The 5,210-nt window shown below is 62.2% G+C and carries 5 protein-coding genes; all 5 read right to left on the bottom strand.

Annotated features, from left to right (window positions below):
- Nucleotides 1-440: ABC transporter substrate-binding protein (locus tag EN935_RS21285; protein ID WP_164771241.1), on the bottom strand; the 440-nt coding region annotated here is incomplete at its 3' end.
- 165 nt (nt 441-605) lie between these two features.
- The gene (locus EN935_RS21280) at nt 606-950 is read right to left on the bottom strand and encodes a peptidase inhibitor family I36 protein (protein WP_056596364.1); all 345 of its coding nucleotides are present in this window, start codon (nt 948-950) and stop codon (nt 606-608) included.
- Nucleotides 951-1,132: 182 nt separating this feature from the next.
- On the bottom strand, nt 1,133-1,981 hold the full coding sequence (locus EN935_RS21270) for a DUF1194 domain-containing protein (RefSeq protein ID WP_164757700.1): 849 nt from the start codon (nt 1,979-1,981) through the stop codon (nt 1,133-1,135).
- 92 nt (nt 1,982-2,073) lie between these two features.
- Nucleotides 2,074-4,635, bottom strand: coding sequence for an FAD-dependent oxidoreductase (locus tag EN935_RS21265; RefSeq protein WP_127264448.1), 2,562 nt, complete (start codon nt 4,633-4,635; stop codon nt 2,074-2,076).
- 155 nt (nt 4,636-4,790) lie between these two features.
- On the bottom strand, nt 4,791-5,210 hold a 420-nt coding region (locus EN935_RS21260), incomplete at its 5' end, for an FkbM family methyltransferase (RefSeq protein WP_164771240.1).

The following is a 5,210-nucleotide window of genomic DNA, read 5'->3' as shown; positions in this document are numbered from 1 at the left end:
GCCTTGTTCAGCACCCAGGCGAGCATGAAATAGGGCGACGTGCCCGGTGCCGAGGACGCGACATTCTTGCCCTTGAGATCGGCGACGGTCTTGATGTCGTTGCGGGCGACGATGCCGTCGGCGCCATAGGATTTGTCAAGCTGGAATATCTGCTTGGTGGTGACGCCACTGGTGTTCCACACCAGCCAGGTCTCGACCGTGGTGGCCGCGCATTGCAGGTCGCCGCTGGCGATGGCGAGCGGCCGGCTCGCCTGCGGCACCTTCTTCAAGGTCACGTCGAGGCCGTGCTTCTCGAAGATGCCCGCCTGCTTGGCAAGCGTCAGCGGCGCGAAGCCGGTCCAGCCGCTGATGCCGATGGTGACTGAAGTGGCGGCCATCGCCGGTGCGGACAAGCCGGCGGCAAGTGTCAATGTTGCAGCAAGAACGGCGATCCTGGTCATGTCAGTTCCCCTTTTGTTTTCGCTGAGGAAACTGTCTCACAGACGCCAGTCAGCTTGTCAATGAACAGCTTGGTGAGGCACCCGGCCGGCCCGGCCGGTGAAGGCAGCTCGATCGGCGGCCCGTCCCGAAAACGGGTGCGTGCTGTCAGAAACCCAACATGGCCTTCAGTAGTCGTTGCAATAGCACTCCGCCGAAGAGATGCGGTCGTTCCAGTCGCTGCCACCAAAATCGCGGATCCTGCGCCTGATCTCGATGGAACGGCCGCCCATCCGGGAGTCCTCATAGGCAACGAGCGTGCAGCCGCGGCGCACGATCACCGACGACACACGGTCGTTCCAGAACTGGCCGCCACGAAAGTTTACGGAATCGTCAGGCCCCATACCGATGGACCGCCCGCGAAAATTCGCGTGCTCGAACATCATGCAGGCGGGCTCGTCATTGTATTGGGCGCTGGCGACGTCGGCAAAAAGCACGGACGCGACAGCAGTCAAGATGGCTAGACGTTTCATCTGATGTTTCCTCGGTTTTGACCGCGGCCCCCTCCGGTTGGATAGCGCGGTCCGGCCCTTTTGCCAATGCTTCGGCCGCCTAATGCATGTCGCCCAAAAGTGGCCCCGGTTTTGGGAGAACGACATGCATAAAAACAAAGAGCTAAAGCGCGTCGCCTGAATCCGTTCAAACGTGACGCGCTTTAGCGGCTGTCGAACATCCAGCTGCGGTTGCGCCACATTTTCTCGCCGACCAGGCAGTCGGTGGCGGGCCTGTCCTGCGCCAATACAACTGGCGGATGCGCGGCTTCTTCCGCCGCCCATTGCGGCGAGGCCGGACCGGCGAGTTCCAGCACCAGCTTGCGGCGGATGGCTTCGGGAAACTGCGTCCAATCGTTGACCGGGATCATGAAGGCTCCCGGACCACCAATGACGCAGTCGCTGTAGTAGCGATCGAGATTATTGACGTCGTAGGCGCCGGAAAAACCGCCTCGGGTCATCAGCGGCAGACCGTTGATGACGATGCCTTGCTTGATCAGCCCATCGCGGGTGAGGTTGACCGGCGCGCCCTGGTTGTTGGGACCGTCGCCCGAAATGTCGATGACCCGCTTCGTTCCCTGGTAGCCGCTTTCGGCGAACAGGTCGTTGCCGAACTCGAGCGCGCCGGAGATCGAGGTGCGTCGCGCGCTGTTGGGCGGCTGCGCGGACAATTGCGCAACCACGCGCTCCGCATCGGTGCGGCTGGCGATCACCGTCCACGGCACAATGACACGCTGCCAGGTGGTGCCGGCCCATTCGACATAGGTGACGGCGATCTTGCCATAGGCGCCATCGGCAATGGCCTGCAGCACATTGTCGTGCGTCAAGGCGGCTGCGTAGCCGTGACGCTGGATCTCGAGCTCCTCCGGCGACATCGACAGCGAAACGTCGACGGCCAGCACCAACTCGACATCGACAGGCTCATCCGCGAGGGACACTGGCGCCAGCCAGAGCGTCAGCGCGAACGCGGCGCAGCCTGAAAGGAAATGTCTTGCGCACACAAAAGCAGACATGCCGCAAGGGTAGGCGAAAACAGCGTGTTTAAAAAGAGAAAAGCCCGGCCGATGCCAGGCTTTTGCTTCGTGCCTTTTGCGCCTGCGAGCACTCAGCTGCGCGGCTTCAAATTCTCCGGATCATAGAGCGGCTTGTAGCCGACAGCGGCCACTTCGACGGGATAGGTTTCGCCAAAATACTCGATGGTGAGCTTGCGGCCTTCCTGCGCGTACGCCCACGGCAGATAGGCAAGGCCGATGTTCTTGCCTATGGTCGGGCCGTACGCCATCGATGTGGTGAAGGACCGGCGGCCGAGTTCGTCGACCAGCGTCTCGCCGGTCTTCGGGTCCATCACCGGCATGGTACCGACGGGATAACGGGCAACGCCTTTTGAATCGACGTTTTCGGTCATCACCAGCGTACACAGCATGGCCGGCTGGTGCTCGCGGGCACGGAACTCGACATGCCTGGCCTTGCCGCAAAAGTCGTTCTCTTTGACCTTCGGACGGGCGAGATCCGCTTCGAGCAGATTGTACTCGGTCAAAAGGTCGGCGTTCTGCAGCCGCAGGCTCTTTTCCATGCGGCGCGTGTTGGCATAGGTCTCGACGCCGAAGGGCATGACGCCGGTCGAGCGCAAGGCATCCCAGACGGCCAGGCCGTCCTCGTAGCGCATGTGCAGCTCCCAGCCCTGCTCGCCGACATAGGAGATGCGGAAAGCAGTGACGTCCTTGCCGCCGATCCTGACCGGCTTGATCGCCGCGAACGGGAAGTTCTCGAGCGAAAGACCGTCCGGATTCTCGACCACCTTCTGCAAGGTCGCTCGGGCGTTCGGCCCCCAGATGCCGACGGTGACATACTTCTCGGTCACGTCGGTGATGGTGACATCAAAACCTTTGTCCTGCGCCGTGCGGCGCATGTACTGGAAGTCGCGTGGGCCGGCGTCCGCCCCGTCGATCAAACGACAGTGGTCGGCCATGCGGATGACGGTAAAGTCGGCGCGCACCATGCCTTCCTCGTCGAGGAAGTGGGTGTAGATGCCCTTGCCGATGTTGTTGTCGCCGCCGATCTTGGCCGCGCACAGCCATTCCAGCAGCGCGACATGGTCGGGACCTTCGATGTCGTACATGGCGAAATGCGACAGGTTGACGATGCCGCAATCCTCGCTCATGGCGAGATGTTCGGCATTGGAGACGCGCCAGAAATGGCGGTTGTCCCACTCGTTCTCACGCGCGGGCACCCGGTTGCCGTATTTCTCCAAGAGGTGCTCGTTGGCGGCGTAGCCATGGGCACGCTCCCAGCCGCCCAGCTCCATGAAATAGCCCCCGAGTTCCTTCTCGCGCTCCCAGAACGGCGAGCGCCGGATGTTGCGGGCTTTGGAGAAGGGTTCGCGCGGATGCACCGCCGGATTATAGACCTTCATCGCCGTCTCGGTGCAGCGATCCCAGATGAACTGCTCCTTCGTCTGGTGCGGATAGAAGCGCGCATAGTCGATGGCGTGATGATCGATCGCGGTGCGGCCGTCGGTCATCCAGTCGGCGATGAGCTTGCCCATGCCCGGGCCATCCTTGACCCAGATGGCGACGGCATACCACAGGCCTCGCACCTTCTGGCTTTCGCCCATCGACGGGCCGCCGTCGGCCGTCACCTGCAGCAAGCCGTTGAAGGAATGGCTTTCATTATAGCCGAGTTCGCCGAGGATCGGCGTCAGTTCCATGGCACGTTCGAGCGGCGCCAGGATCTGCTCCATGTCGAGATCGCGCTGCGAAGGCGAAAGCCGCGCCTGGTCCTTCTCCAAGAGGTCGCGCGGATGGCAAAGGCGCGGATTGGTCTCTTCATAATAACCCCATTCGATCTGCCCGCCCTCGGCGGTCTTGGGGTCGCCTGTGTCGCGCATATAGGCCGAGTTGCCCTGGTCGCGCAGCAGCGGCCAGCCGATCTCCTTGCCGGTGCCGGCGAACTCATTGTAGGGGCCAAAGAAGGTCAGCGGATGGTCGATCGGCATGACCGGCAGGTCTTCGCCGACCATCTCCGCGATCAGCCGGCCCCAAATGCCGGTGCAGACGACGACATAGTCTGCCTCGATGGTGCCGCGATCGGTCACCACGCCGGTGATACGGCCGTCCTTGACGACGAGCGACCTGGCCGATGTGTTGGCGAAGGATTTGAGCTTGCCCGAGGCTTCCGCCTGGTCGACCAGCTTGCCGGCGACGGTCTGCGAGCGCGGAATGACGAGACCAGCATCGGGATCCCACAGGCCGCCCTGCACCATCGTTTCTTCGATCAGCGGAAATTTTTCCTTGATCTCTGCCGGTTCGATCAGCCGGGCGCGCGTGCCAAACGCCTTGGCCGAGGCGATCTTGCGCTTGATCTCTTCCATGCGGCTGTCGTCGCCGACGCGCGCGACTTCGAGGCCGCCTATGCGCGCGTAGTGGCCCATCTTTTCGTAGAAATCGATGGAGTAGAGCGTCGTCCAGCACGACAGGAAATCATGGCTGGTCGTGTAGCAGAAGTCGGAGGCGTGCGCGGTCGAGCCGATATCGGTCGGGATGCCTGATTTGTCGATGCCGACGATATCGTCCCAGCCACGTTCGATCAGATGATGCGCGATCGATGCGCCCACAATACCGCCCAGGCCGACGATGACGACCTTCGCCTTTTTCGGAAACTCTGCCATTGCCCGCGACTCCAAAGTGATAAAGCGGGCGGACTATAGGGCCGAGCGGCAGGACGATTGAAGCCTGTTTGCGACATTGGCAAAAAGCCGAGCGACCAGACGGCCGAATGGTTCACACCGGGCGCCTTGTGCGGCTCTCTTTTCGCTGGATCAGCTCAGGCGAAGGCCCAGACGTCCTCGGCCTGGAAGCCGACCTGGTAGCCCGCCGTCTTCAGCTTGACCACGACCTGGCCGATCTCCGGGGCGGGCAGCGCGCCGACCTCGACCTTGATCATGCCGGGGCGGTAGCGCTTGAGGTCGAGCTGTTCGAAGACGATCCAGTCGGCGCCCTCGCAATCGACGAGGAAGGCGTCGATATGGGTGATGCCGTTGCGATCGAGCAGCGTCTGCAGGGTCTCGGATGGCACCTCGATGTCCCTGAGATGTGGTGCGAACTTGTTGAAATTGGTGTCGGCCTCGCCCCAGGCATTCTTGCCCGACATCAGATTGGTGTCGGTGACCGACGAGCAGCCGATGAACTCGATCGGCAGCGTGCCGGCCTCGAGTGCGGCGGCATCGAAGGTATGGACGGTGAT

The sequence above is a fragment of the Mesorhizobium sp. M7D.F.Ca.US.004.03.1.1 genome, from assembly GCF_003998635.1.
Taxonomy (GTDB): domain Bacteria; phylum Pseudomonadota; class Alphaproteobacteria; order Rhizobiales; family Rhizobiaceae; genus Mesorhizobium; species Mesorhizobium loti.
The sequence above is the reverse complement of the archived record's forward strand: the minus strand, read 5'-3'. Positions and strand labels throughout refer to the sequence as shown.